We start from the raw sequence: 24,323 nt of genomic DNA on the forward strand, positions 1-24,323 counted from the left end.
ATATTAAAGTATTAGACGAGAAAATCGAGGGATTAACGGTACGGGTTGGTTATCAGGAATTTACCAACCGGGGGATTCTGATAGCTTTGGTGGTTGCTGTCTTGGGAGGTGCTGCTAAACTTTTTGGTTTTTTCCCCAATCCCTAGAAGTGGCTTCTAGAAACAGCCTCCCCCACTTCCCCAAAAAAAATTTTTCCAAGGGTGATAGGTTTTCTGAAACAGGCGGGTAAGTTGTCCATAGAGAACAAAAAACACTTACCAAAGGATATACCCATGAACTCTACCTTCAAATTCAAACTCATCCAAGCTCTCAACAAAAAAAACGGTAACAAAGGTTTCACCCTCATCGAACTCCTAGTTGTTGTTATCATCATCGGTGTACTCGCCGCCATCGCTCTCCCCAACCTCCTCAATCAGGTAGCTAAAGGCAGACAAGCGGAAGCTCGCAACAACCTCGGTACCATTAACCGCACCCAGCAAGCTAACCGCTTGGAAACAGGTACCTTCGCAATATTCTCCACTGACGCGGCTGTCAACAAGTTGCCCGTATCTATACAACCTCAATACTACACATATACTGGACCTACCGCCGCCAGTGCCTCCGGGGCTGTAACTGATGCTAGCGCTATTAGTAGCTACCAAAACGATGTTCGCGACTACGCTGGTGTAGTAGGTCAAACTGCTTCTGGTGCTTTCAAAGCAATTATTTGTGAAACAGTTAACCCGACTACATCTCTTGGCACTGCGACTACAACTGACGGTGTTCCGGCTTGTGCAAGTGGAAGCGAAGAACTCAAATAGATATTCTTCCCAGATTGCTTAAAAGCTTTCTGGCATAACAACCGGGAATTGATAGTTAGCGGAAGGTGGCAGGGGAATGTTTTCTCGGAAACCTTGCGCTTTTGATTTTTTTCGGGAAGTGGGGAAGTGGGGGACGTGGGGAAGTGGGGAAGTGGGGAGAATAAATAAAACCAATCTCCTGTCTCCCGATAACTGATAACTGATAAGTAGGTGGGTGGAATTAAATATAAAATAAACGTAGGTTGGGTTGAAGCATGAAACCCAACGCCCGCATGGGTTACGCTACCGCTAACCCATCCTACAAATAATTGTGCCTACCTACTTAACTGATAACTGATAACTGATAACTGATAACTGAATTGCCAGCGCCTAACTATGAAATACCTTCTTTTTTCAGCAATCAAATCACAGGAAAAAAAAGCGAGGGGTTTTACTTTAATAGAATTGTTAGTAGTGGTGATTTTATTGGGGGTTCTCGCTGCCATCAGTTTACCGAATCTCTTTGGACAAGTCGCCAAAGGTAGGCAAGCAGAAGCGCGCGCAACACTGGGATTAATCAATCGCGCCCAACAGGGTTATCGTTATGAAAAAGGGACTTTTGCTACTTTATCTGAACTAGCTCTGGAAGCTGCCACTATTTCCCTAAAATTCTATGATATCAGCGAAGTAGGATCTCCCAATCCTGTTGGAGTCGCCTATGAATTGGATGCAGTGCCTGAATTTGATGACGATATTAAAAATTATGCTGGAGCGGCTGGACAAACTGCAGCCGGGGCCTATACCGGTATTGTTTGCGAGGATGAAACTCCTTTAGACGATAATGTTTCTACCACGAATGACGACGGTGTTCTTAGCTGTGTTAATGGCATTAAAATTAATTAAAATAAACCCAAAAATCTTTTATTTTTGTTGATAAGTAAATGGTTATAATTATGAAGGGCGTGATTTGTCGGTTAATTCATCGTAGGGTTAATTCATGAATTAACCCTACCATCGCGGTTGATTCATGAATTAACCCTACTTATTAAGGGGGGAGAAAGGGGAGATCCCCCCGCCTATCGGCACCCCCCTTATCAAGGGGGGCAGGGGGGATAAAGGGAAGATCCCCCCGCCTATCGGCACCCCCCTTATCAAGGGGGGCAGGGGGGATAAAGGGGAGATCCCCCCGCCTATCGGCACCCCCCTTATCAAGGGGGGCAGGGGGGATCGAACCTAAAATCCATGTTTTAATTTAATTAAAACCAGCTACTTACGTTACTGATTATTGACTTTTATTTAAAGCTATGGTAGGTGCAAAAAAATCTCTCAATCTATCCTTACTTAAAACTCTTGGTTTAGTCGCCGTCATCGGTGGACTAATCATGGCTATTGTGGAAATGCAACAGGAAAAGGTGAAAACCTTGACCAAAGAAAAGTTATTAGATAGAAATTATCGTCAAGAGTCTCGCCTAGAAAATGCTCAGGTTCAGTTATTAAAAAATATACCTTCCTTTGGCTTTGACAATATGTTAGCCAATTGGTCAATGTTGCAGTTTATACAATACTATGGCGATGTGGATGCTCGTAGGGAAACTGGTTACGGTTTAAGTCCCGATTTTATGGAAATTGTCACCAAAAATGACCCCAAATTTGTCCGCGCCTATTTGATGATGTCTGTCGCTTCTTCCCTGAATGCTGGTAAACCCGAAAGAACCGTTGAGATTATGAATAAAGGTTTATCAAAACTCACTCCTGATGTTACCGATGCCTATTTTATTTGGTTATATAAAGGAGTGGATGAACTATTATTTTTAGGTGATATTCCCGCGGCGAAAAAATCCTATCAAATGGCCGCCGATTGGGCGAAAATTGCTGGTAATGAATTTATCGAAAAATCCGCTAGGGGAACAGTAAAATTTTTAGAAACTAATCCCGATAGTCGCGCTCCTAGAGTCGGTGCTTGGATGTTAGTCTGGATAAATAGCAAAGATGAAGAAACCCGCAGGTTAGCTAAGGAAAATATCGAAAAATTGGGCGGTAAATTGGTGATTAATAATAATCAAGTGATGGCAATTCCCCCAAAAGATTAGGGTGTGACCTATTTTTCATACTCCCAAAACTTATGATTTAATAAACCATCAATATCCTCAGCAAAGGGACAAACATCGGGAAAATTAGAGTCCGGATAATCCTCTTTCACCGCTTCTAAAGCTTCTCGATAACATTCTTCTAAAATCTCTATCATAAACCTTTTCAAACTAGGAGAATACTTAAATTCCTTCTTCAACTCCTTGCGAAAATTTCTAATTTCAATTTCCCACCCCCGATAACAATCGGGAAGAACCACATAACAACGTTTTAATAAATGTTCTAATAAACGAGTTAAAAAATTATCGACCGCTTTGCGTTGACTTTTCCCCAAAGATTCCACCTCCTCGATCAAATTCTCTAAATCAACTTGAGATAAATCCCCAGATTTTAATTGTTTGACGGTTGCTTCTATCCACAAAGCAAAATCTTGATTATAAAGATTTTTTACCTTGGCTAAAGTCATCATTTTTCTCCTTGTTAAACTTAAATTAATTTCTTGAAAATCACACTAAGTCTGGTTATTAAAGACTGATTATTTATTCCCCCTATTGCAAGAGTGCCTCTACTCAACGGATTTATTATCAGAGTTTAACTTTCCCAAAACTTATGATTTAATAAGCCATCAATATCCTTAGAAAAAGGACAAACATCGGGAAAACTAACATCGTATTTAATTCGCATATTCTCCACCGCTTCCTGATAACAATCATCATAAATATCGGTTAAAAAACTGCATAAACTAGGAGAGTCTTTCAGGATATCTTTTAACTTCGATTGACAGCGTTTAATTGTTACTTCCCAACCTCGATAACAGTCGGAAAAAGGAAGATAACGCCGTTTTAAACCGTGTTCAAATAATGTAATTAAACGGTTTTTAAGTTCTCTTTTATCTCGTCTTCCCAAAGATTCCACCTCCTCGATCAAATTCTCTAAATCAACTTGAGATAAATCCCCAGATTTTAATTGTTTGACCGTCTTCTCTATCCACAAAGCAAAATCTTGATCATAAAGATTTTTTACCTTGGCTAAAGTCATAATTTTGACCTACTCTGTTGACTAATTACCTTTATTTTACCGAAACTTCGCCAACAATTTAAGTCTGAATTGGCGCTTACTTAAAACTTGCATTAAAAGTCGCTCGGTTTGGGTGCATCTCACATTTTCGGAAATACCGATAATCAGCAATTATCAGTCACTCTTAAACTGCTACAAATGTATGAACAGCCGCGTGTAAGCATCCCACCGAAAAGCTAATGCGCGAGGGGTTTGGGGACGGCGCTTGCGTCCCCAACGGGGGGTTTGGGGGGTAGAACCCCCCAAAAGACTGGATTGATGACACAAACCTAAAAAGCACAGTTTTTAAACTGCACCGATCGAGGGATAATATAACCTTGATATTGACAATGGCGACTATGAAAATTTTAATTATGGGTGGAACCCGATTTATCGGTGTTTCTTTGACTAAAGTGTTAGTAGAACAGGGTCATGAGGTAGTATTATTCAATCGTGGCAATAAACCCGCTCCGGTTGCTGGAGTACGACAGATTCACGGCGATCGCACTGATCCAGCGCAACTGAAAGAAAAGCTTAAAAATGAAAGTTTTGAGGCAATTTTCGATAATAATGGCAGAGAATTAAGTGATACTCAGCCCCTCGTCCAGATTTTTAGGGAAAGAATCGGGCATTTTGTCTATGTTAGCTCGGCGGGGGTTTATCTAAAATCCGACCAAATGCCCCATAAAGAAGGGGATAAACTAGATCCCAAAAGTCGCCACAAGGGAAAACACGAGACAGAAAACTATTTAAGCGAGATGGGTTTACCCTGGACTTCTATCCGTCCGGTTTATATCTACGGACCGGGTAACTATAATGACCTAGAAGCTTGGTTTTTTGACCGTTTGGTTCGTAATCGTCCTATTCCTATACCCGGTCATGGGGAACATTTTACCCAATTTGGTCACGTTGTCGATCTGGCCCGAGCCATGGCCGCAGTATTGGGTAATTCTCAGGCTATCGGTCAAGTGTATAATATTTCTGGCGATCGCTATGTAACTTTTAACGGTTTAGCAAAAGCTTGCGCGGCAGCCATGGGGAAAAATGCCGAGGAAATCGAGATTGTTAACTATAACCCCAAAAAATTTGACTTCGGCAAAAAGAAACCTTTCCCCCTGCGGGTTCAACATTTCTACGCTGATATTAATAAGGCCACCCGGGAGTTAAACTGGCAGCCCGAATATGATCTCGTCAGTGGTTTAGCAGACTCCTTCCAGAATGATTATCTCCCTTCCGGTCGCGATCAGCAAGAAATAGACTTGGCGATCGATGACCAGATCTTGGCAAACCAATAAAATTAATTTTCTGGTGGGGAGTTTTTTACTGATAACTGATAACTGATAACTGATAACTGATAACTGATGCAGCTTTAACCAGTTATTGGACATTCCACCAACCGAAGGCCGGCCCGACAAAGCGAATAACTACCCAAACCCCAGCTAAAACTCCTATACCAATCCAGGCACCCCTAGTGGTTAACTTGTAAGCTTGGGATGCTTGACTTTTGGTAATCGGTAGCCAAGGCAGGATGTTTTCTTCCTGTCCATACTTATCACCCAGGGCCGATTGACGACGTTTTGATTCACCCATACTAATGTCAGTTATTAAGAGGTTTTTCTCTGATTGTATATCGAAAGACAACCGCCTACACTCACTCCCAGTCCGTGAAGGAGGGCGATCGAAACTGACGGCTGATGACCGACTATTATAGAATTAAAGGTTGCGACTGAAACGAGAATAATTATGGCAACCATTAACAGTAATTACTTAAAACTAAAAGCGGGTTATCTTTTCCCAGAAATTGCCCGACGAGTCCAAGCTTTTGCGGCAGCTAATCCCGATGCTAATATTATCCGTCTGGGGATTGGGGATGTCACCGAACCTTTGCCCCTAGCTTGTCGCGAGGCAATGATCAAAGCGGTGGAGGAAATGGGCGATCGCTCTAGCTTTAAGGGTTACGGGCCCGAACAGGGTTATGCTTGGTTAAGGGAGAAAATCGCCGTCCATGATTTTCAGGCTCGCGGTTGTGAGATAAATGCCGATGAAATCTTTATTTCCGACGGTTCTAAGTGCGATACGGGCAATATTCTCGATATTTTTGGAGATAATAACTCGATCGCTGTTACTGACCCAGTATATCCCGTTTACGTCGATACTAACGTTATGGCTGGACACACGGGAGAGGCCAACGACCGCGGCGAATACGAGGGCTTGATTTATCTGCCAATTACCGCCGAAAATAACTTTACTGCCCAGATTCCGGCGGAAAAAGTCGATTTAATCTATCTCTGTTTTCCCAACAATCCCACCGGGGCCACGGCTACCAAAGAACACTTGACAGCTTGGGTTAATTATGCTAGGGCTAACGGATCGATTATCTTTTTTGATGCGGCCTACGAGGCCTTTATCACCGATGCCAGTTTACCCCATTCCATCTACGAAATCGAGGGGGCGCGGCAATGTGCGATCGAATTTCGCTCTTTTTCTAAAAATGCTGGTTTTACCGGGACGCGTTGCGCTTTAACCGTGGTTCCCCAAAGTCTCACGGCCAAAGCGGCCGACGGGAGTGATGTGCAACTCTGGAAACTGTGGAATCGTCGGCAATCGACCAAATTTAACGGCGTTTCCTACATTGTCCAACGGGGGGCCGAGGCGGTTTATTCCCCGGAAGGAGAAGCACAAGTACAAGAACTTGTCAAGTTTTATTTACAAAATGCAACAATTATCCGAGAAAAATTAACCGCCGCCGGTTTAGAAGTCCATGGTGGCGTAAATGCGCCCTACGTTTGGGTAAAAACGCCCCAAGGTCTATCGAGTTGGGATTTCTTCGATAAACTGCTACATACCTGCAATGTGGTGGGGACCCCCGGATCCGGCTTTGGGGCCGCCGGAGAGGGTTATTTCCGGCTGTCGGCTTTTAATAGTCGTGCCAACGTCGAGGCCGCTATGGAAAGAATTATCAGTAAATTTCCAGGCTAATGGTCAAAAGAGGGATGTTGGCGGAAGCATCCCCCAACAACCCCATCGGGAATTGATAGACTGTTGACACACCCAATTTTTCGGTAACTACTCACCGACAACGGCTCACCGATGCGACCCTTTTGGTTAGAATCCTTACAGGTAGAAAGATTAACGATCGCAATTGCTGGCCTACCGGCACATCTGCAAGGGATCAAGTTGGTGCAGTGGTCAGATCTGCACTGCGATGAACAGCATTTGCCTGTAGCTGTCCTGCAAGAAGCGATCGCCATTACTAATCAAGAAAAACCCGATCTCATCTTCCTGACGGGGGACTTTATTACCGATAGTCCCAGGCCAATTTTTGCCCTAGTTGATAGCATAAAAGCTCTCGAAAGTCAAGGGGGTATTTATGCTTGTTTAGGAAATCATGACAGTTATCCTCCCCACGCAAGGGAAACCGTCAGATCAGCCTTAACTAGCGTGGGAATTCGGGTACTCTGGAATGAAATCGCCACACCCTACGGCGAAAATTTTCCCATCGTCGGATTGGCCGATTATTGGTCCGGGGAATTTTTACCGCAAATCCTTGAGCAAATTGCTCCCGATATACCCAGACTTGTCCTTTCCCACAATCCCGATACAGCCATGGTTTTAAGGGATTGGCGCGTGGATTTGCAGTTATCCGGTCATACCCACGGAGGCCAAGTGACTATCCCGGGTATGGGTTCCCTACCGATAGTTTTAGAGAAACTTAGGCGATCGCTGCCGGAACCATATTGTCAATGGGTTCCCTTTCACCGGCAGTTTAGCAGAGTAGTCCGATACTGGCAATGGTCCGAGGGATTTCACCGAGTCGGGGAAAATCAATTATATGTCAATCGAGGCTTAGGAACCTATTTTCCCGGTCGTCTTTTTTGTCCCCCCGAAGTGACGGTAATTACTTTGATCAACAGCAGTCAGTAGTCAGGAGTCAGGAGCCGGTCGTCAGGAGATTATTTTTATTTATTCTCCCCATCACCCCACTTCCCCACTTCCCACTCCCCACTTCCCACTTCCCACTAAATAAATGACTGAGCAAGATACTGACTGGATAGGTTTGATGATCGGCAATTCTCGGCTACATTGGGGGTATTTTTGCGGTCAAACCCTGTTAGCTTGTCTCGATACTCCTCACCTGAACGAACCCCTAAGTAATGAATTTTTGCAACAAATTTTCCCTAAACTCTTGACAAATAAATGCAACTGTGCATTGATTGTCGCCTCGGTGGTTCCTAACCAAAGAGAATTATGGGCAAATTATGGCAATTTACGGAGAATTACTTTAAAAGATATTCCTTTACTGGATTTATATCCGACATTCGGCATCGATCGAGCTTTAGCTGTCTTAGGTGCGGGAAAAAAATACGGATTTCCCTGTTTAGTCATCGATGCGGGAACAGCCTTAACTTTTACGGGAGTGGATGGGGATAAAAAGCTAGTGGGGGGGGCAATTGTACCCGGGTTAAAGGTGCAATTAGCCAGTTTAAGGGAACGGACGGCAGCCTTACCAGAGGTGTCCTTACCGGAAAGATTACCGCAGATGTGGGCAAAAGAAACAGCAGAAGGGATAAGAAGTGGGATAATCTATACAATTTTGGCGGGAATAGAAAAATTCAGTCTGGAATGGTTAAATTTATATCCAGAGAGCGGGATAATTTTAACGGGGGGAGATGGGGACTTAATTAGGGATTACTGGCAAGAAAACGCCATTACATCACTCCTAGTGGATAAGACGATCATTTTTCAGGGAATTGCCGCAGTTAAGGGAATCTCCTCCTGTTTAATTGACAAAGGCGAACATATCTAGTAAAGTCGGGGAAAGTTTTCTCAACCTGGGAAATTTCTCAACAACTAGGCAAAAAATTCAGGATATAGTTATGGCGATCATTCTAGTAACCGGTTCTGCTGGTTTAATCGGTTCCGAATCAGTCAGGTTTTTTTGTGATCGGGGTTATACCGTCGTTGGCATCGATAATAATATGCGTCAGGTATTTTTTGGCGAAGACGCTTCAACGGAGTGGAATCGAGCCAAATTATCGCAAGATTACGGGGATAAATACATTCACCATGCTGTGGATATTCGGGATCATGAAGCTATTGCAGATATATTTAAAACCTATAGTCATGATATATCCTTAATTATCCACACGGCGGCGCAACCTTCCCACGATTGGGCAGCTAAGGATCCCTATATGGATTTTAGTGTCAATGCTAACGGAACTTTAGTATTATTAGAAAATACTCGTCAACACTGTCCCCAAGCAGTATTTATTTTCTGTTCCACTAATAAAGTTTACGGGGATAGACCGAATGAATTGCCTTTAGTAGAAAAAGAACTACGTTGGGAAATCTCGGAAAATCATCCTTATTTTGCTCATGGTATTGACGAGTTGATGAGTATTGATGCTTGTAAACATTCTTTGTTTGGTGCGTCGAAAGTGGCGGCGGATGTGTTAGTACAAGAATACGGGCGTTATTTTGAGATGAAAACTGCCTCTTTTCGTGGCGGTTGTTTAACCGGTCCAAGTCATTCGGGAACCCAATTACACGGGTTTTTATCCTACTTAATGAAATGTACGATGATTGGCAAAGAATACAGTATTTATGGGTATAAGGGTAAGCAGGTACGCGATAACATTCATAGTTACGATCTCGTCAATGCTTTCTATCATTTTTATCAGACTCCGCGAGTGGCTGAAGTTTATAATATCGGTGGTAGTCGCTTTAGTAATTGTTCCATGTTAGAAGCTATTCAAGAATGTGAAGCGATTGCAGAGAAAAAGTTAAACTGGCAGTATGTGGAGACTAATCGCATTGGTGATCATATCTGGTGGATTTCTGATGTGAGTAAGTTTAAAAATCATTATCCTGATTGGCAGTTAACCTACACAGTAACAGATATTCTCAAAGAGATTTTTAGTCAAAACGTTAGCCGTTGGACTTAGGGTAAATCAAGAATTATTCTGGTCAATTTTTATCTGCTAGTTTTCCCTCGTTACCAAAGTGATTTTTAGCAAAATATACTGCTAGTAATTAAGGGAATCTGTCAATTAGTTAACCAGAGGACATTAGTGATGTTATTAATAGCAATATTTACATCAAAAAACTAAACCAGATCATGTTTTAAGATACTATTATGTTAACTAAAATCTACAACAATAAAATTTTCCGATTTCTCATTGCTGGGGGAGTGGCATTTTTAATCAACTTATTCTTAATTTCTTGGTTCATTGACGACTTGGGATTCAATACCCCAATTCTGGCAAATGTTGCTAATGTTATTTCGATAGAAATATCTTTAATTGCTAGTTTCTTTATCTATAGAATCTGGGTGTGGACTGGGGGAGATTGGACAATTAGAGATGTAATTTTGATACAACTTCCTCTCTATCATCTCTCGGCAGGTTTACCAGTTTTACTGCGAATTTTTTTGATATTTCCCTTCTTAAACTGGTTAGGACTTAGCCCCGGAGTCAACACAATGATTGGGGTTTTAATCGGGGCTAGTATTAATTATGTCGCCAGTGATAGCCTAATTTTTAAACCTAAGAATAAGACAAATGAGACAGAAATGTACTATCCCGAAGGATTAGCACCAGCTTTCGAGATGGACGGTTACTCTCACCCACGTCAATCAAGGGATAACTATGCAGTAAAAACCTTATCAATAGTTATTCCTGCTTACAACGAAGAAGATTGCATCGAAAGCACTGCTCACTTAATATCCGAACGTTTAGAACGGGATAAAATTAATTATGAAATCCTGGTGGTTAATGACAATAGCAAAGATAACACCGAAGCAGTTCTGAAAAAAATCAACCAAGAAAATCCCCGCATTCTCTACATCAATAATTATTATCCCAACGGGTTTGGTTTTGCAGTGCGCTGTGGATTAGAAAATTTTAGCGGTGATGCAGTGGCAGTAGTAATGGCAGATAATTCCGACTCCCCCGATAACATGGTGGACTATTATTATAAACTGCAAGAAGGCTACGATTGCGTTTTTGGTTCTCGTTTTATCAAAGGAGGAAAAGTTATTGATTATCCCAGGCACAAGTTATTCGTCAATCGTTTGGCTAATCTCTTCATTCAAGTTTTATTTGGGCTAAAATTTAATGATACCACTAACGCCTTTAAAATCTATCGTAAGGATGTTATCGAAGGAATCTCACCTCTACTCTCTCACCATTTTAACTTAACAGTAGAGATGCCCTTAAAAGCAATCGTGCGAGGATATTCCTATACGACAATTCCCATCACTTGGCGCAATCGTACCACGGGGGTTTCCAAGTTAAAACTCAAGGAAATGGGCAGTCGTTATTTATTTATAGTTCTCTCTATCTGGTTAGAAAAACACCTTTCTCGAGGCGACTATAAGCGCAAACCTGTCCAAAAAACTAGACAAAAGTAACCAAATAAATTTAGAGGTTAAAACCATGTTAGACGAGCAAGTAACCCGACAAATGGAATACTTAAAGAGACTTTACGAAAGTCGCTTTAATCCTCAAGAAAGAAAAGCAAAATTAGCTCTTTGGAAAGTTTTAGTTGATAATTTTTTACAAAATCATGTTACTGTCAATGATACAGTTTTAGATATTGGTGGAGGTTACTGCGAATTTATTAACCAAATTCGGTCTAAAAATAAATACTTAATCGATCTTAATCCTGATGCAAAAGTTTTTGCTAATCCTGATGTAACGGTCTTGAATCTCAATATTCTCAGTATTAATGAGCAGCAAAAACTTGATATCAGATTTGATAAAATTTTCATCTCCAACTTTTTCGAGCATTTAAATAGTGCGGAAGAATTAATCGAAGTTTTGGGATTTTGTTATGACATTTTAACTCCGGGCGGATCACTTCTAGTGATTCAACCTAATTTTAAGTATTCTTATAAAGAATACTATGATTTTATCGATCATAAACTACCTATAACTCACCTTTCTTTAAAGGAGTTATTGGAAACAATTGGTTTTAGAATCGATACTTTAATTCCTCGTTTTCTACCATTTTCTACGAAAGGAAGACCCGCTTCACCCACCTTACTCAAAATTTATTTAAAATTTCCTATTTTCTGGAATTTCTTGGGTGGGCAGCTATTTGTCAAAGCCACCAAACCTAGATAATTACTGACAATACAGTGATTCAAAGTAACCTATAAATACTAATCAAGATTGTACAATTATGACTAGGCAAGTGTTAATTACTGGCGGTGCGGGTTTTGTGGGTAGTTCTTTAGGTTTAGGATTAGCCCAACGTTATCCCGATTGGAAAATTATCGCCTTAGATAACTTAAAACGTCGCGGTTCTGAATTAAATATTCCCCGTATCAAACAGGCGGGAATTGAGTTTGTTCATGGAGATGTCAGAAATGCGGAAGACTTAGAAGCATCCGCTTTGCCAGTGGATTTAATCCTAGAATGTTCGGCAGAACCTTCCGTTTTAGCTGGTTATACTTCCCCCGGCTATGTCTTGCAAACCAACTTAATTGGAACGATTAACTGTTTAGAATTAGCTAGACAAACCCAAGCTGATTTTATTTTTCTCTCCACCAGCAGAGTTTATCCTATTGCCTATCTTAATCAATTAAACTATACAGAAACAGATACTCGTTTTCAGTTATCTGAACAGCAAAATTTACCTGGGGTTTCTGCTTTTGGTATCGCGGAACAATTTCCCTTAGATTTGCCCCGTTCTCTCTACGGTTCCACTAAGTTAGCATCGGAATTGATTATTAATGAATATGGGGATGCCTACGGATTAAGAACTTTAATTAATCGTTGTGGAGTTTTAACTGGTCCTTGGCAGATGGGAAAAGTTGATCAGGGAGTTTTTGCCCTTTGGGTGGCTAATCATTACTTTCAGAAGTCCTTAAAATATATCGGTTATGGGGGTACAGGGAAACAGGTTAGAGATTTTCTTCATGTAGCTGATTTACTCGATTTAATCGATATTCAGATTGCTAATTTAGAACAATTCAAAGGGCAGACTTTTAATGTGGGGGGTGGGCAAGATTTTTCCTTGTCCCTTTATGAAACTACAAAACTATGTCAAGAAATCACGGGCAATAGTATAATGATTGAGGCAATTCCCGAAAATCGCACCGGAGATATGCCAATTTTTATCACTGATTCCCGCAAAATCACTTCTGTAACTGGATGGCAACCCCAGCGAGACGGTAGAAAATTAATCCAAGATATTTTTGATTGGATTTATAATCACGAAAAGGAATTAAAAGGTATTTTTTAACTGAACAATTATGCAGAAAAAATCTTTCAAATCACCTGTAGTCGTCAAAGGAATACTAATTATCATTACTGCCTACTTTTTTCTGGCAAATTTGCCTATTATTGATTGGCTAGAAATTGGTTTAGATGCTTCTTGGGCTTTTGCTATTAGTGATGCTGCCCATAAACAGTTAATTTTTGGACAAGATATTATCTTCACCTATGGACCCCTAGGCTATCTGGTTCATGGCACATCTTTAAATCACAACTTTTCCCAAATTATCTATTTTCGCTGGTTGATACACCTTTGTCTATTAGCAGTAGTTATTCTCAGATTATTATTTATTAAGGACTATAGCAATCAAATAGTTTTTGTGCTGTCAATTATTTTTGCTACCCTAGTAGGAAATCCCTACAACAGTATCGGCTTTACTGTTGATTATCAGATAACATTTATCCTTTTGATACTCATGTCTTTTGATAACTTTTTTCAAAAGTACATCAATTATTTGGCTATAGCTATTGGTATGATCAGTGGGTTCTCTATACTCACCAAACTAACTCTAGGAATTTATCTAGCAGGCAGCCTGTTTATCTACATATTTGTTAATATTGTTAGGGGATATTTTCAGAAGTCACCATCGATAGTTATAAAAAATGTTCTCGCCAGTATCAACTTAACTTTAACCATTCCTTCCATTGCCTTTATTTTTCTCTATCCAGCCTCTTATAACCGAGCCTTTATTCACATTATAGTTAATCTTTGCATTGCTGGAGGAGTAGCTTTAACTCTCTGGTTTATTGTCAGATCCCGCCGCCCATCGGCACCCCCCTTATTAAGAGAGGCAAGGGGTATCAAAGGCAGAATCTATCTTCTATTTAATCAGAACTACTTACTTAACTTCTTACCTCTGTTAGTATTTTATGGGCTTTATGGGTTACTTCTTATCCAAACAATTAATCTCAATAATTTTCCCTCTCTCATCGAATATTTGAGCAATTCTTGGGCATTTTCTTCTGGTTATTCCAGTGCGATGAGTATTGTAGGAAATTACCAGCATTTACTCATTGCCTTGCTCTGCTTGTCCTTAAGTTTGCTTTTAATGTCTCTGGCAATTATAGACCAAAACCCTAGTCTCGCTATTGCCTATATTTTTCCTATATTTTTATCATTTAAGCATGGATTTGTTAGGCAAGATGCTCACGTTGTTGTTTTTACACTTGTGGTTATTGTCTCAGCTTCTCTTTATACAACAATTATTAAAAAATCTCGGTTGAAGAAAATTGCTTATTGTGCTTGGGGAATAATTTTTTTGGGATGTATTATTATCACCTCTAGTCCTAATTGGACTATATTGGAAAATGCTCGCCAGTGGAGTAATTTCAGTCCCGATAGGGTGGCTAATAATATTGGGGTTGTCATTTCCTCTATCCTTAATCCCAGAGAATTAGAAATGCGAGGTGAAAGGAGTACAACTCAAAATTTACAAGTCATTGCTGCCGCTACCAAAATACCCGATTCTGTGCTGGAAAAAGTGCAAGGCAAAACTATTGATATAATTCCCTGGGAATTTTCACTGATTCCGGGCAATCAGCTTAATTGGAAACCGCGGCCGATTATTCAATCCTATTCTGCTTATACAGAAAAACTGGATGAACTAAATTATCAAAGCTTATCTCAATCTCCCAGAGATTATCTGATTTATCACTTTCAAGCTATTGATGGCAGACATCCTTTTTTTGATGAACCTAAAGCCTTTTCCTATGTGGTTTGTAATTATCAACTTGACTCGGTAAATTCGCCCTTCCAAGTCCCCGCAATCAAAACCAACTTTTATCTTCTAGAAAAACAAAAAGTCAGTCGTTGCATTCCAACCCCTCTAGGAGAGACTACTAATGTTACTTGGGATCAAGTCTATGAATTACCTACTCGTAATAGTGGGATTACTCGTGTTCAAGTTAAATTTGAATATTCTTGGTTGGGTAAAATAGTCAAACAACTCTTTAGAATCCCTCCCGTGATAATTAACGTTAATTATCTCGATGGAACTCAAGCCAATTTTCGCTTTGTTCAAGATAATTCAGCTAATGGAGTTATCCTTAGTCATTTACCGAGAAATGATCAGGAATTAATGGCATTTTTTCAAGGAAAATTACCACCACAAGTCAAATCCTTTAGCTTTTCTGTCAGTAATCCTCTGCTATTCTCCCCAGAAATAAAAGTAACGCCTTTTTGGGAAGTTGAGACTGGTTCATAATCTTTCTTGAAGCTTGAAAAGCGGTTAATATCTCTGGCAAATGGAGAATAGGGAACTCGAATCCCTGACCTCTGCGGTGCGATCGCAGCGCTCTACCAACTGAGCTAATTCCCCATATATAGACCATAATAGCATTTTTGAGCAGAAAATCCTAGGAACTGGCAAGGGATCGAGGGGCAAAAAATCGAGCGGCTTCTCTCTGGAAAACTTTAAAATGGAAAAAGTAATCTTGAGGATGATAACTAATGGCGATACTACGCTTAGAGAATGGGACAACCTATACCCAGTTAGCCGATATTAGTCTGGAATTGGCCAAATTAAATGTCACTTTAAACTATTGGCCGATCGAAAACGAAGCCACTCGTCAGCTACTTAAACAAGCTTCTCTGACTGACGAAGAAAAAGAAATAGTTTTAACCAGCTTAGACGGTTATTTTGAGCAACTTAAACAAGAAGCGGGTTATCAAGCCAGAGATTTAATCGTTTTACACCCTGAAATTCCCAATCTCGACACTTTACTGGCAAAGTTCGAGCGCTGTCACACCCACGCCGACGATGAGGTGCGTTATATCATTGATGGGGAGGGGGTTTTTGGCTTTGTCTTTGCCGATGGTTCTCAGGGGGAATTAACTATTCAACCTCAAGAATATATCAATGTTCCTGCCCATAGCGAACACTGGTTTCACCTCACTGCCAGTAAACGAGTTAAAGCAGTGCGTTACTTTACCAGTACCGCCGGATGGGTTCCCGAATATACGGAAACCGTCATTCGTTTTCCTAGTTTAACAGCCGTGTAGCCTTTGGTTTTTTGGCGATCGCTTTCCCAAAAAGACAGAGGAGTTTTGCGGGGATGGCAACGCCGGCAGCCACAATCTGTTAAGGGGTAAATTTGTCCTGTTGAAAATCTCCCGTCTAGTGCCTAGCTTGACGGGAGATTTTCTCAATTCGGGGGATTGGCGTGATAGATTTAGTCTAAGCCGAATTGATTGCCCCGTTTGTACTGTAAGTAGGCGGCAACGAACAAACCCGCTAGGGTAATGGGAATTAAGCCTAGGACAATCCCTAGCACTAAAGGTTCAATCACGTCTGTACTCCTTGGATTAGCAATTTTTCACCCGTATTTTATCGTAGCAGCGGTTGCCCTGGAAAGATAGGGCGATCGCACATACTTCTTAAGTGGAGTGTTGGGGTAGTGGGGTGTGGGGTGTGGGGTGTGGGGTGTGGGGGGTAGTGGGGAATTTAGCTGAAATTTCCCTATCTCCCTATCTCCCTATCTCCCTAAATCCCTGACTCTTATCTCCCGACTCCCGAAAAGGAAAACTTGCTATCTCACCATTAAGATAACTGCTCTACTCTAGGAGCGACCGAGAAAAAATTTTCTCAATGTGCCTTTACCCCAATAGCGATCGATTTCTTGCCAGAGATTGTGGAGACAAAAAACCACTGCTAGACAGAGAGTAACCGCAAGGATTTGAGAGAAACTTTCCCTTTGCCAAAATTTGGCCATTGCCTCCGAAATTACCCGCGTTCCCCGATAAGCTTCCAGAAAACCCTCGATCGAGCCGAGAATCAGTGCTGCTAGGGTATAAACAAAGGTTCTATACAGAACACTAACGTAACGGGGTCGATTTTCTAACCATTCTAGCTTCATGGCTGCGTCGAGAATGGCCACGGTTTTTGCCGCAATGATCGCCCCTAAGCTCGCTTTACCCAAAACGTAGGTAGTAATCGAATATTCTTCCAGAAATAATTTCATGATCAGAAGAATATAACCGAAAGCCAAGAAAAAAAAGAGGGCAAGAGAACCGATTTTTTTCAATTCCTTTTTAATTGCTTCCATTGATTTTTTTTGATATTTTCTGCCAAGATAGCGGTCGCGCTGCCGGATAGTCCTTTAACTATAAGCTATAGTTAATTATTTGTTGCAGCTATTCTCCCATCTCCACCAGCAAGTTTGAGCGCCGATAACTGAACTGATGCTTGAAACTAATTACGGCTTGCTGAATAAATCTAAAAACCTTGTTGTATAAGACTTTTAGACTTGTTTTCCCTCAAAAAGTGCCGACCTTTGGAGTGATTGGGGGGAAAATTCAGGTACTTTTTCCCTGAAAATTAGGTAATTGACCACCTGAAAATCGGTAAAACCCCACACCCCACACCCCACACCCCACACCCAGCCCCAAGGGAAAGCTTTTTCAGCAAACCCTAATTAAGGAAATATCACCACTACTTAAACAGTTTTTTCTTAAGTTTAGCCAGAGAACTCTGTATCCATAATTTTTTAAGTCGCAGGGGTTCTAAACCTTCTATATCAGCCGGATAATGTTTTTTAATATCAAAGAAATCATTAATTTCTCTTAAAATTGTTTCAAAACGTGGTAGTAATTTTTCGGGATTATAATCATCGAGAAAATTAGCCGGTAAAGAATTAACGGGAAAATTACGGACATAATTAAGAATACGTTCCAGATCGTATTGACTGGAATAAGCCCCGATTTTTTGACAATTGAAACCGGGATCGAGATAATCGGCTAGGGCGCTATTAACACTAGAAAATACCGTACAACCACAGGCTAAAGCTTCCAGGGGCGGTAAGCCAAAACCCTCCGTTAAACCGTTTACAGCCCAATATTCAGCCGAATCGTAGAGATAAACCCGACTGCGATTGAATAATCCCACTAAATCCTCCACATAGCTATCTAAAACCTTAACGCGACAGTGGGGACGGAGGGCGGGAACTAGACGATTGAGAAGATACTTTGAGGATTTGCGCCCCTGTACTAGGACATCGATATCTCTTTCTAAGCCTAAATTGAGAAATTCTGAGCCAATTTGATTAGGAAGATAGTAAATCAAAGCATTAGGAGCCTTTTCTCCCCAATACCCCATAGTATTACGGCTAACGGTGATAATTGGTATTTGGGAGGGTAAACGGAAGCCGTAACCTGTACTATGGGCATGATAAATGATATTATGCGATCGCAATCTTTGCACCAGTTTAGGAAGATCAAAACCCCAGCTAACCACAAAAATACTGTCATCCGAGCTTATTTTGGCGAGTATATCCTCTAAAAAAGGATAATTTAACTCTTTTTGACGATAAGTCACAATCTGGGCGCTACAAATTTGACTAGCCAAATTGACGGTTTTCATTTCTGCCCACAGTCCACCCCCACCAAAAGGAGAAGTAGTACCGGGCAAAAGAAAATAGAGGTTTCTCATCAGGATAATAGAAGTTTTGGTTAAGCGGTAGTTTGGAGACTTGGCTATTCTATACTTAATTATTAAGGTGTGAGGTATCTAAAGGCAATAGTCGATCGAGCATAAGTGTAATTACTACTAAATAAATTTTTTAGCCTTGAGTCGGCTATCAAGAGACTTAGCTAGTTAATTACAAATTCTGCTAATTAATAAATATTACTAAACCGCAACCAGCTAGATAACTGGAATTTCACGGGCAAGCCATTAAGCCTTAAAAGTATTGCTATGCAAGGATCGTAGCCGAAAAAGCAAAACTACGGGTTTCCCTGTGGATGCGGTTTATCAGAGAAATTAAAATACTTGACTAGAGGCTTGCTTGTTTGCTATACTAGCAAGCAAGTAAGCAAAACACACAAGGGGATTATTGGTCATGAAAATAAAACTTAAAAGATTAATAAAAAATTATGCATATTATTTCAAGAGCCACCTTAAGAATTTTTTGGGAAACTCATCCAGAGGCTCAGGCTGGTCTACGTTATTGGTACAAGCAAGTTAGTCAAGCAAAATGGCAAAGTTTCCAAGATATTCGTCAGGATTTTTCTTCGGCTGACTTAGTGGGTAATTTTATAGTATTCAACATTTGCGGCAACAACTATCGACTAATAACTTATGTTGATTTTCAACATAGAAGGGTTTTCATTAGAAAAATACTAACCCATGCTGAATATAATAAAAACCAATGGAAAAAAGATTCGTGGTTCAATAAATATTGATCTAAATCTCTGAATCTCCAAATAAGTAGGGAGGAAAAATTATTTGTAGGATGGGTTAGCGGTAGCGTAACCCATGCGGGCGTTGGGTTTCATGCTTCAACCCAACCTACGTTTATCTTATATTTAATTCCACCCACCCACTTATGAAAACTATAAATTATTAACTAAAAATTTTGTATCTCCTTCAGTCACCCCTATTTAAACCATAAAATTAGAGTTATCTTTATGTTTGCCACTGATAAATACTTAGAATTATTAAAGCAATACCCTCCTCGTCCTATTCACAATGAGGAAGACTTAGAAATGATGCAGGAGGTTATTAATCGCCTGTTAGACAAACCCCAATTAACGGCAGAAGAAAGGGAATATCTAAATGTTTTAGGGGCTTTAATTTATGAGTATGAGGAAAATCAAGAGCCAATACCTGATATTTATGGAATTGAATTGTTGAAATTCATATTAGAGGAAAGAAACCTACAAAAGCAAGATTTGCTATCTATTTTTGAAAGCAAGTCAACCCTGGATGATATTCTTGATGGGCAACAAGATTTAACTACTGTCTACATTCAAAAATTAGCCAATTTTTTAAATATATCTCCTGATTTATTTTTTCCTAGTTAGTCACAAAAAATGCGCTAGACAGTTAAGCTTATTTCCTGTCTTAACGCATAGGTTAACGGACTAAATCAAAGCCCGATAACGCCCCAAAGCCAGTAAAGGAAAATACTGCTGATAGAAATGATATTTCAGGTAAAAATGACAGGGAAAACCTGTACCAGTGAAGTAATCTTCATCCCATGTACCATTTTCTTTTTGGGTAACAAGAAGATAGTTAACGCCCTTTTCGATTACTTCTCGCTGATAATTACCGGTGACTTTCCCGACGGCTAATAAACCGATTAATGCCCAAGCAGTTTGGGAAGCGGTACTATTTCCCTGTCCTTTAAATTTAGGGTTATTGTAACTAAAACAGGTTTCACCCCAACCACCATCAACATTTTGACAACTGCTTAACCAATTGGCTCCTTTTTGCAATTGCTGGCGATATTTATTCGGTTCCAGAAAAGCCAAAGCAGATAATGCCCCACTGGTTCCATAAATATAATTTACACCCCAACGACCAAACCAACTACCATCAGCTTCCTGTTCTTTTTCCAGATAATCCAAAGCTTTTTTAACTCGATTTTCCTCCATTTTAACATCACAAGTACCTAACATTTCTAGAACTCTGGCAGTAACATCAGCCGTATTAGGATCGATCATTGCTTTTAGATCGGCATAGGGCAAAGAATTAAGCCAGTTTTGATCGTTATCGATGTCAAAAGCTCCCCAACCACCAGCTTTACACTGCATAGTAGCCATCCAATTAACTGCCCGTTTCATCACGCTTTTTTTAATATTTTCATCGGGCATTTTAATTAACTCTAAAGCCATCACCACCACTGCCGAATCGTCTAAATCGGGATACCAGCGATTATCAAATTCAAAAGCCCAACCCCCGGGGGTTCCGATTTTATTTTTAATCGCCCAATCGCCATAATCAAGAATTTGTTGATCGATTAACCATTGTCCCGCTTTAATCATAGCTGGATGAGCGGGATTTAGACCGGATTCAATTAGCGATCGAATTACCCAAGCCGTATCCCAAACCGGCGACACACAGGGCTGTACACAATAGGTATTATCTGTCTCAATGGCAAAATTATCCACCGCTTTTAAACCCCGGGCAACAATCGGATCGTAAACATCATAACCTAGGGCTTTTAAAGCTAACAGAGAATTTAACATCGCCGGGATAATTCCTCCCCAATCGCCCGTGTCTTCCTGTCGTTCAATTACCCATTTTTCCGCCGCTTTCAGACTTTCTTGACGGAAGGGAACTAAATCAGTTTTTTCTGCCCATTTAAACAGCCCATCTAACCAGAGGAAAACATCCGCCCAATCGTTATTTTTTGGTAACTCATACTTGACATTATTCACCCCTTCTGTATAGAGTTCATCGAGATTAAAACCCATTTTATACACGGGTTTTTTGTCGAAAACAATTAATAAAGGAACCGTACTTCCCCGCGCCCAACTGGACATTTCATAGATAGTAAAAGGGAAATTTTCCGGCAGTAGCATAATCCAAGCGGGGATAGAGGGAACCCCCTGCCAATCGTAACAACCAATCAAAGCGAGGTGCATTTTGGTGAAAATGCGGGTTTTGCTGATGCCACCTTTAGCTAAGATAAATTCTCTAGCTTTTTCTAAAGCAGGATCATTAGCGGGAATTCCCAATAGTCGCAGCCCCATGTAGGCTTCCACAGTGGTGCTAAGATCGCCACCATCACCATAAAATAACTCCCAAGCGCCGTTAGGACACTGTTGCTGACGCAGATAGGTGGCTGCTTTGTCTAGGGGGCGTTTTTTGTCAGTTTTCCAGATTTTGTGCAGTAAAATTGCTTCTGAGGTGATGGTGACATTAGATTCTAATTCTGCCCACCAGTAACCGTCAGAGTATTGGGTAGAAAGTAAATAATTTTGAGAAAGTTCGATCGCTTTCGCTGTTTTAGCGGCTATTTCGGTGATTTTTTCCTGAATCTGCATTTTTTCCGTTCGACAACCTCTAGGGACCACGAGTGCAAATAAGATAATCTTATTTACAAAGTTTTTAATAAGTAGCTAAAGAATGGGCTTTTGTTCCCAAGGAATCCAGTCAAGGAATTTGCTTTGGTTGCCAATTTCTTTTTTCTTTTGACTGATTACTGATAACTGATCAAGTACCCCCACCCCCCTGAAGACAAAAAGGGTACGAAACTCGCACCCCACCAGATTGATCTTCATTTAACTTACTTTTTCTTTTTGCCTTTAGCGGGCGGATTATCCTTCGCTGCCGGTTCCGGAGCTTTTTCCTCCACTTGCGGGGCTGCTGCTACGGGTTCCGGGGCTTTTTGTCCCATTTGGGCGGCTACTTCGGCGGCGAAATCCGTTTCTTCTTTCTCGATCCCTTCACCTAGTACAAAGCGTTGGAAACGACGCACCTGAATATTCTCTCCCAAAGCGGCGATCGCTTGTTTGAGCAATTCGTCAATACTGATGTTCTGATCGCGGATAAAGGGTTGATCGAGCAGAGAAAGTTCTTTCAAACGTTTTTCAATGCGGCCGGCCACGATTTTTTCTTTGATATTATCGGGTTTATTGGCTAAATCGTCCCGTCCCATCTCAATTTCTTTTTCTTTGGCGGAGATTTCGGCGGGAATATCGGCCACTTTCACATATTCGACGTTAGGACAAGCGGCAATCTGCATCGCCACGTCATTAACCAATTTTTTGAACTCCTCGCGACGGGCAACAAAATCGGTTTCGCAGTTCACTTCCACTAAAACACCGATGCGACTGCCGGTGTGGATGTAACTGCCGATCATCCCTTCTGCCGCTACCCGACTGGCTTTTTTCTCGGCGGAAGTAATCCCTTTTTGACGCAACCATTCGATCGCTTTAGTTATATCCCCCGCGTTTTCCGTCAGCGCCCTCTTGCAATCCATCATGCCGGCGCCGGTCTTTTCCCTAAGTTCTTTAACCTGTTGTGCTGTAATTTCTGCCATAAAATTCCTAACCTACTGCTTATAGTTGATCATGCCACGAGAGGGGCAGGTTTTACTGATCGATAGGTCCGGAAAGTTTCCCCCCGAACCTATTGGCGATCAATAGCTAATTTTCCCTAGTTATCGTCGTCTCCACTGGCAAATTCGGCGGCGTATTGGGAATAATCACCTTCTTCCTCGTACTCGGTTTCATCCTCGTAGTCTTCCTCGTATTCTTCCACCGCTGCTTGACCACCCCGACGACCTTCGATGATCGCATCGCTAATTTTGCCTAAAATCAGTTTAACTGAGCGAATTGCGTCATCGTTGGCGGGAATCGGCACATCTACCAAGTCAGGATCGCAGTTAGTATCCAAGAGGGAGATGATGGGAATGCCCAATTTTTGGCATTCTTGGATAGCGTTGTATTCCCGACGCTGATCCACTACGATGACTAAATCCGGCAGCCGGCGCATGGTTTTAATGCCACCGAGGTATTTTTCTAGTTTGCCTAATTCCCGACGCAGTACCGATGCTTCTTTTTTCGGTCGTTTATCGAGGGCGCCACTATTTTCTAATTCTTCTAATTCTTTGAGTCTTTCTACCCGGCCGCGAATGGTTTCCCAGTTGGTTAACATTCCCCCTAACCAGCGTTGGTTAACGAAGTGGCTACCGCTGCGTAAAGCTTCCTGTTTAATGATTGCTGCCGCTTGCCGTTTCGTACCGATGAATAAAAAGCGTTTACCGCGATCGGCTTCTCCTCGGACAAATTCGTAAGCTTCTTCGATTAATTGGGCAGTTTGCACCAAATCAATGATATGAACCCCATTCCGGGCAGTGTAGATGTACTGAGACATTTTCGGGTTCCAACGGCGCGTTTGATGGCCAAAGTGAACCCCAGACTCTAGCAATTCTGCAAGAGAGACAACGGGCATATTTTTCTCCTTTTCGGGTTTATCCTCCATCTAGGGCTGGATTTCTAGATTCCTAGAAACACCCGATCGCCTAGATGTGCGATTTTTGACAACTTTTCTAGTCTAACATAAGTAGTCGTGCAAAATTAATTTCTTGGTTGAGACAGGAGACAGGAGACAGGAGACAGGAGACAGGAGACAGGAGACAGGAGACAGGAGACAGCTATCAGTTATCAGATTTGAGTTTTAAGTGAGCAGCATTAAATAGAAGTTTCCTACTGTCTTTTCACTGATTAATGATTACTGTTTACTGATCACTGATGGTTCTTCGTTACTTGGTATGGTTCGATAGGGGGGCATAAATCGACTAAATCCTTATCTGGTAAGAGACTTAATTGATTAGTTTGCTCTAGAGCAAAAACAATTGACAAAAATCGCTAAATGCCTTTCTATGTAAGGGT

General features: G+C 41.1%; 25 protein-coding genes, 1 tRNA gene and 1 pseudogene. 16 read left to right on the forward strand and 11 right to left on the reverse strand.

Translation table 11 applies throughout. From position 1 onward, the window contains the following. A pseudogene (locus tag O9332_RS18925) lies at nt 1-146 on the forward strand (DUF4164 domain-containing protein); the annotation flags it as partial. A 126-nt stretch (nt 147-272) separates the two neighbouring features. Further along, nucleotides 273-800 carry a type IV pilin protein gene (locus O9332_RS18930; RefSeq protein ID WP_288026878.1) on the forward strand — a complete coding sequence of 176 codons (528 nt, stop codon included), beginning with the start codon at nt 273-275 and terminating at the stop codon, nt 798-800. A gap of 18 nt (nt 801-818) precedes the next feature. On the opposite strand, the gene O9332_RS18935 is transcribed toward O9332_RS18930, so the two are convergent. Beyond that, nucleotides 819-974: a hypothetical protein gene (locus O9332_RS18935; RefSeq protein WP_288026880.1), complete on the reverse strand. Its 156-nt coding sequence runs from the start codon at nt 972-974 to the stop codon at nt 819-821. Between the two features lie 201 nt (nt 975-1,175). Here O9332_RS18935 and O9332_RS18940 point away from each other — a divergent pair, with 201 nt between their 5' ends. Beyond that, complete coding sequence (locus tag O9332_RS18940; protein WP_288026882.1) at nt 1,176-1,682, forward strand: type IV pilin-like G/H family protein; 507 nt, start codon at nt 1,176-1,178, stop codon at nt 1,680-1,682. Nucleotides 1,683-2,083: 401 nt separating this feature from the next. After that, on the forward strand, nt 2,084-2,869 hold the full coding sequence (locus O9332_RS18945; protein ID WP_288026884.1) for a hypothetical protein: 786 nt from the start codon (nt 2,084-2,086) through the stop codon (nt 2,867-2,869). 8 nt (nt 2,870-2,877) lie between these two features. Here O9332_RS18945 and O9332_RS18950 read toward each other — a convergent pair whose 3' ends face one another. After that, nucleotides 2,878-3,333 (reverse strand): DUF29 domain-containing protein, encoded by a 456-nt coding sequence (locus O9332_RS18950; protein WP_288026886.1) that lies wholly within the window; start codon nt 3,331-3,333, stop codon nt 2,878-2,880. A gap of 125 nt (nt 3,334-3,458) precedes the next feature. Further along, nucleotides 3,459-3,905, reverse strand: coding sequence for a DUF29 domain-containing protein (locus tag O9332_RS18955; RefSeq protein ID WP_288026888.1), 447 nt, complete (start codon nt 3,903-3,905; stop codon nt 3,459-3,461). A 377-nt stretch (nt 3,906-4,282) separates the two neighbouring features. Here O9332_RS18955 and O9332_RS18960 point away from each other — a divergent pair, with 377 nt between their 5' ends. After that, a complete protein-coding gene (locus O9332_RS18960; RefSeq protein WP_288026908.1) occupies nt 4,283-5,218 on the forward strand; it encodes an NAD-dependent epimerase/dehydratase family protein in 936 nt (311 codons plus the stop codon). An 82-nt stretch (nt 5,219-5,300) separates the two neighbouring features. On the opposite strand, the gene O9332_RS18965 is transcribed toward O9332_RS18960, so the two are convergent. Further along, a complete protein-coding gene (locus O9332_RS18965) occupies nt 5,301-5,513 on the reverse strand; it encodes a DUF2839 domain-containing protein (protein WP_002759416.1) in 213 nt (70 codons plus the stop codon). A gap of 153 nt (nt 5,514-5,666) precedes the next feature. On the opposite strand from O9332_RS18965, the gene O9332_RS18970 reads away from it, so the two are divergent. The 8 genes from O9332_RS18970 to O9332_RS19005 all read left to right on the forward strand — a co-directional run bounded on the left by O9332_RS18970 (nt 5,667) and on the right by O9332_RS19005 (nt 15,408). Further along, nucleotides 5,667-6,902 carry an LL-diaminopimelate aminotransferase gene (locus O9332_RS18970; RefSeq protein WP_288026890.1) on the forward strand — a complete coding sequence of 412 codons (1,236 nt, stop codon included), beginning with the start codon at nt 5,667-5,669 and terminating at the stop codon, nt 6,900-6,902. A 111-nt stretch (nt 6,903-7,013) separates the two neighbouring features. Next, entirely contained in the window at nt 7,014-7,847 is an 834-nt protein-coding gene (locus O9332_RS18975) for a metallophosphoesterase (RefSeq protein WP_288026892.1), read from the forward strand. Nucleotides 7,848-7,950: 103 nt separating this feature from the next. Then, a complete protein-coding gene (locus O9332_RS18980; RefSeq protein WP_288026894.1) occupies nt 7,951-8,730 on the forward strand; it encodes a pantothenate kinase in 780 nt (259 codons plus the stop codon). A gap of 70 nt (nt 8,731-8,800) precedes the next feature. Then, the gene (locus tag O9332_RS18985; RefSeq protein WP_288026896.1) at nt 8,801-9,868 is read left to right on the forward strand and encodes an NAD-dependent epimerase/dehydratase family protein; all 1,068 of its coding nucleotides are present in this window, start codon (nt 8,801-8,803) and stop codon (nt 9,866-9,868) included. Nucleotides 9,869-10,059: 191 nt separating this feature from the next. Next, the gene (locus tag O9332_RS18990; RefSeq protein WP_288026898.1) at nt 10,060-11,334 is read left to right on the forward strand and encodes a glycosyltransferase; all 1,275 of its coding nucleotides are present in this window, start codon (nt 10,060-10,062) and stop codon (nt 11,332-11,334) included. 25 nt (nt 11,335-11,359) lie between these two features. Next, nucleotides 11,360-12,049, forward strand: coding sequence for a class I SAM-dependent methyltransferase (locus O9332_RS18995; RefSeq protein WP_004162582.1), 690 nt, complete (start codon nt 11,360-11,362; stop codon nt 12,047-12,049). A 58-nt stretch (nt 12,050-12,107) separates the two neighbouring features. After that, a complete protein-coding gene (locus tag O9332_RS19000) occupies nt 12,108-13,172 on the forward strand; it encodes an NAD-dependent epimerase/dehydratase family protein (RefSeq protein ID WP_002759436.1) in 1,065 nt (354 codons plus the stop codon). 10 nt (nt 13,173-13,182) lie between these two features. Beyond that, nucleotides 13,183-15,408 (forward strand): hypothetical protein, encoded by a 2,226-nt coding sequence (locus O9332_RS19005; RefSeq protein ID WP_002759437.1) that lies wholly within the window; start codon nt 13,183-13,185, stop codon nt 15,406-15,408. 41 nt (nt 15,409-15,449) lie between these two features. On the opposite strand, the gene O9332_RS19010 is transcribed toward O9332_RS19005, so the two are convergent. After that, nucleotides 15,450-15,522 (reverse strand) — tRNA-Ala (locus O9332_RS19010). A 131-nt stretch (nt 15,523-15,653) separates the two neighbouring features. Here O9332_RS19010 and O9332_RS19015 point away from each other — a divergent pair. After that, a complete protein-coding gene (locus O9332_RS19015; protein WP_002759439.1) occupies nt 15,654-16,205 on the forward strand; it encodes a 1,2-dihydroxy-3-keto-5-methylthiopentene dioxygenase in 552 nt (183 codons plus the stop codon). Nucleotides 16,206-16,375: 170 nt separating this feature from the next. Here O9332_RS19015 and petG read toward each other — a convergent pair whose 3' ends face one another. The 3 genes from petG to O9332_RS19030 form a co-directional block, all read right to left on the reverse strand. Then, complete coding sequence (gene petG, locus O9332_RS19020) at nt 16,376-16,492, reverse strand: cytochrome b6-f complex subunit V (RefSeq protein ID WP_002738052.1); 117 nt, start codon at nt 16,490-16,492, stop codon at nt 16,376-16,378. Between the two features lie 270 nt (nt 16,493-16,762). After that, on the reverse strand, nt 16,763-17,248 hold the full coding sequence (locus O9332_RS19025) for a hypothetical protein (protein WP_002759444.1): 486 nt from the start codon (nt 17,246-17,248) through the stop codon (nt 16,763-16,765). A 386-nt stretch (nt 17,249-17,634) separates the two neighbouring features. Beyond that, nucleotides 17,635-18,630, reverse strand: a complete 996-nt coding sequence (locus tag O9332_RS19030; protein WP_288026901.1) for a glycosyltransferase — start codon at nt 18,628-18,630, stop codon at nt 17,635-17,637. A gap of 443 nt (nt 18,631-19,073) precedes the next feature. Here O9332_RS19030 and O9332_RS19035 point away from each other — a divergent pair, with 443 nt between their 5' ends. Continuing rightward, nucleotides 19,074-19,382: a type II toxin-antitoxin system HigB family toxin gene (locus tag O9332_RS19035; protein WP_002760992.1), complete on the forward strand. Its 309-nt coding sequence runs from the start codon at nt 19,074-19,076 to the stop codon at nt 19,380-19,382. 225 nt (nt 19,383-19,607) lie between these two features. After that, a complete protein-coding gene (locus O9332_RS19040) occupies nt 19,608-20,003 on the forward strand; it encodes a helix-turn-helix domain-containing protein (protein ID WP_288026904.1) in 396 nt (131 codons plus the stop codon). Nucleotides 20,004-20,063: 60 nt separating this feature from the next. Here O9332_RS19040 and shc read toward each other — a convergent pair whose 3' ends face one another. The 3 genes from shc to rpsB form a co-directional block, all read right to left on the reverse strand. Next, nucleotides 20,064-21,971 carry a squalene--hopene cyclase gene (gene shc, locus O9332_RS19045; RefSeq protein ID WP_288026906.1) on the reverse strand — a complete coding sequence of 636 codons (1,908 nt, stop codon included), beginning with the start codon at nt 21,969-21,971 and terminating at the stop codon, nt 20,064-20,066. 242 nt (nt 21,972-22,213) lie between these two features. Further along, nucleotides 22,214-22,969 carry a translation elongation factor Ts gene (gene tsf, locus O9332_RS19050; RefSeq protein ID WP_002734629.1) on the reverse strand — a complete coding sequence of 252 codons (756 nt, stop codon included), beginning with the start codon at nt 22,967-22,969 and terminating at the stop codon, nt 22,214-22,216. A gap of 116 nt (nt 22,970-23,085) precedes the next feature. Then, the gene (gene rpsB, locus O9332_RS19055; protein ID WP_002760998.1) at nt 23,086-23,883 is read right to left on the reverse strand and encodes a 30S ribosomal protein S2; all 798 of its coding nucleotides are present in this window, start codon (nt 23,881-23,883) and stop codon (nt 23,086-23,088) included. Nucleotides 23,884-24,323 lie beyond the last annotated feature (440 nt).

Origin of the sequence: Microcystis sp. LE19-10.1B (assembly GCF_027530565.1) — a bacterium.
GTDB classification, from domain to species: Bacteria; Cyanobacteriota; Cyanobacteriia; order Cyanobacteriales; family Microcystaceae; genus Microcystis; species Microcystis aeruginosa.

Bases quoted from the DNA above. Each gene is read 5' to 3' on its own strand.
- O9332_RS18930 (WP_288026878.1), top strand. From the start codon at position 273: ATGAACTCTACCTTCAAATTCAAACTCATCCAAGCTCTCAACAAAAAA.
- O9332_RS18940 (WP_288026882.1), top strand. From the start codon at position 1,176: ATGAAATACCTTCTTTTTTCAGCAATCAAATCACAGGAAAAAAAAGCG.
- O9332_RS18945 (WP_288026884.1), top strand. From the start codon at position 2,084: ATGGTAGGTGCAAAAAAATCTCTCAATCTATCCTTACTTAAAACTCTT.
- O9332_RS18950 (WP_288026886.1), bottom strand. From the start codon at position 3,333: ATGACTTTAGCCAAGGTAAAAAATCTTTATAATCAAGATTTTGCTTTG.
- O9332_RS18955 (WP_288026888.1), bottom strand. From the start codon at position 3,905: ATGACTTTAGCCAAGGTAAAAAATCTTTATGATCAAGATTTTGCTTTG.
- O9332_RS18960 (WP_288026908.1), top strand. From the start codon at position 4,283: ATGAAAATTTTAATTATGGGTGGAACCCGATTTATCGGTGTTTCTTTG.
- O9332_RS18965 (WP_002759416.1), bottom strand. From the start codon at position 5,513: ATGGGTGAATCAAAACGTCGTCAATCGGCCCTGGGTGATAAGTATGGA.
- O9332_RS18970 (WP_288026890.1), top strand. From the start codon at position 5,667: ATGGCAACCATTAACAGTAATTACTTAAAACTAAAAGCGGGTTATCTT.
- O9332_RS18975 (WP_288026892.1), top strand. From the start codon at position 7,014: ATGCGACCCTTTTGGTTAGAATCCTTACAGGTAGAAAGATTAACGATC.
- O9332_RS18980 (WP_288026894.1), top strand. From the start codon at position 7,951: ATGACTGAGCAAGATACTGACTGGATAGGTTTGATGATCGGCAATTCT.
- O9332_RS18985 (WP_288026896.1), top strand. From the start codon at position 8,801: ATGGCGATCATTCTAGTAACCGGTTCTGCTGGTTTAATCGGTTCCGAA.
- O9332_RS18990 (WP_288026898.1), top strand. From the start codon at position 10,060: ATGTTAACTAAAATCTACAACAATAAAATTTTCCGATTTCTCATTGCT.
- O9332_RS18995 (WP_004162582.1), top strand. From the start codon at position 11,360: ATGTTAGACGAGCAAGTAACCCGACAAATGGAATACTTAAAGAGACTT.
- O9332_RS19000 (WP_002759436.1), top strand. From the start codon at position 12,108: ATGACTAGGCAAGTGTTAATTACTGGCGGTGCGGGTTTTGTGGGTAGT.
- O9332_RS19005 (WP_002759437.1), top strand. From the start codon at position 13,183: ATGCAGAAAAAATCTTTCAAATCACCTGTAGTCGTCAAAGGAATACTA.
- O9332_RS19015 (WP_002759439.1), top strand. From the start codon at position 15,654: ATGGCGATACTACGCTTAGAGAATGGGACAACCTATACCCAGTTAGCC.
- O9332_RS19025 (WP_002759444.1), bottom strand. From the start codon at position 17,248: ATGGAAGCAATTAAAAAGGAATTGAAAAAAATCGGTTCTCTTGCCCTC.
- O9332_RS19030 (WP_288026901.1), bottom strand. From the start codon at position 18,630: ATGAGAAACCTCTATTTTCTTTTGCCCGGTACTACTTCTCCTTTTGGT.
- O9332_RS19035 (WP_002760992.1), top strand. From the start codon at position 19,074: ATGCATATTATTTCAAGAGCCACCTTAAGAATTTTTTGGGAAACTCAT.
- O9332_RS19040 (WP_288026904.1), top strand. From the start codon at position 19,608: ATGTTTGCCACTGATAAATACTTAGAATTATTAAAGCAATACCCTCCT.
- shc (WP_288026906.1), bottom strand. From the start codon at position 21,971: ATGCAGATTCAGGAAAAAATCACCGAAATAGCCGCTAAAACAGCGAAA.
- tsf (WP_002734629.1), bottom strand. From the start codon at position 22,969: ATGGCAGAAATTACAGCACAACAGGTTAAAGAACTTAGGGAAAAGACC.
- rpsB (WP_002760998.1), bottom strand. From the start codon at position 23,883: ATGCCCGTTGTCTCTCTTGCAGAATTGCTAGAGTCTGGGGTTCACTTT.